The 1,678-nt window shown below is 50.5% G+C and carries 1 protein-coding gene and 1 riboswitch; the gene reads right to left on the bottom strand.

All coding sequences use genetic code 11. The features are described 5' to 3' along the window. Positions 1-336 precede the first annotated feature (336 nt). A complete protein-coding gene (locus tag BLQ99_RS14650; protein ID WP_093692252.1) occupies positions 337-1,362 on the bottom strand; it encodes a molybdopterin-binding protein in 1,026 nt (341 codons plus the stop codon). A 68-nt stretch (positions 1,363-1,430) separates the two neighbouring features. Continuing rightward, a riboswitch (molybdenum cofactor riboswitch) is annotated at positions 1,431-1,556 on the bottom strand. Positions 1,557-1,678: the final 122 nt, after the last annotated feature.

Here is a 1,678-nt window from a genome sequence, read left to right as displayed (position 1 = left end):
CTGGGTAATCTTTTTGGATTACTCATCCCGTCGAAGGATGGTGATGTCTTCTTCTTTTTTCTTCCTCAAAAATCCTACAGTAATTTTACACTAACTTCTTTGAAAATAATTCCAGTAATACTCAGTAATCCGGCTATAGATTATGGTCGCCTTTCTTGGCAGCAACACACAGTGCCGCCGCTAATACGCCCAAACCGGCGGCCACCCAGGCCGCAATGAGCACCCAATACCACTCGACCACGACCACCGCCCCCTCGGTAGTAATAGCAGGACAATCTGCTAATATATATGCATCTCCGCCCTTGACTCAGAAGGGGAAAATAGAGGCGATGTTGTTTACTTTCCGAAGGGGCAGTGGGGATAGGAGCAAACCGAACAGTTGATACACAAGCCGCCGTAACCCAGTGCGGCAATGTCCTGTTTACTCAGCCGCTCACCGGCCAGGATGCGCGGAAACACAAGATCAAAAACGGTCGTCTTGGCATACATCCCACAAGCCGGCATACCGATAACCGCCGTGTCATCCAAATAGGCAAGCATGAACATGGCGCCGGGCAGCACCGGCGAGCCATAGCTTACTACTGCCGCGCCGGCGGCCCGAATTGCCTCGGGGGTAACATCATCAGGGTCGACCGACATACCGCCGGTGGCGATCACCACATCGGCTCCCTGCCGTTTAAAGTCCAGAATGGCCGCCGTAATGGCTTCCCGGTCATCAGGCTTGTAAATGATAGCGAGCAGCTCGGTTCCGTATTTATTCAATTTCTCGGCCAAAACCGGGGCATAGCGGTCTTGAATCCGACCATAAAAAACCTCATTGCCGGTAATGATCAGGCCAACTTTCAACCGTCTAAGCGGCTTAACAGAAATAACCGGACCGTATTCTCGCGCCACCGCTTCTATGGCCGCTACCATTTCTTCGTCTACAACCAACGGTACTACCTTGACGCCGGCCAGAAGATCACCGGCCCGTACCAGCCGGTTTTCATGAAGCGTGGACAAAACAGCATGCTCAATACAGTTGATGGCCATTACTGCTTCCCGTTTAACTTTCAGCAGACCGTCCGTTGCTGCTTTAATATTCACACGGCCCTCCGCCGGCTCGGACCAGACCACATTGGCACCGGCCACCGCTTTGGCCATCCGCATAACAGCCTCGTTTTCATGAACCTGCCCGGGAGCCATATTAATAAGAAAGATATGGTCCTTGCCGATATTTTTCAGATGGGGTATATCTTCCGACCGAATGATGTGACCTTTTTTAAATGCCGGCCCCTTATACTCCCCAGGGACGATTTTAGTGATATCATGGCCCAACACCATCCCAACCGCTTCTTCAACCTTTACCTTTTTAATGGCCATCTTTTTCCCTCCTCAGGGTTCAAACAAAAAAGACTGCTTTCCGCGCGTGAAAGCGGCCAAGCAGTCGCTCGTCCTGTAATGGTTTTCCTTTCCAAGCACGCGGAGGCACGGTCGTTTCCTCCCGTACCCGAATCGGCCGAATCGTCATAGAGTGGTTCCTCCTTAGACGAGACGGCTCGGAAAACGCTTATTTAGTTACCGGTATCTTAAATCGCTGACTTTATTTTAAAACAGCCGATGGTAAATGTAAAGACAATTAGCAAAATATGGCATGCCAACTAGTAAAAAAAAGAGCACCTAGTGTTAGGTGCTCTTT

The sequence above is a fragment of the Sporolituus thermophilus DSM 23256 genome (genome assembly GCF_900102435.1).
GTDB lineage: Bacteria > Bacillota > Negativicutes > Sporomusales > Thermosinaceae > Thermosinus > Thermosinus thermophilus.
Note: the sequence above shows the minus strand (reverse complement) of the source record. Positions and strands in the feature narration are given on the sequence as shown.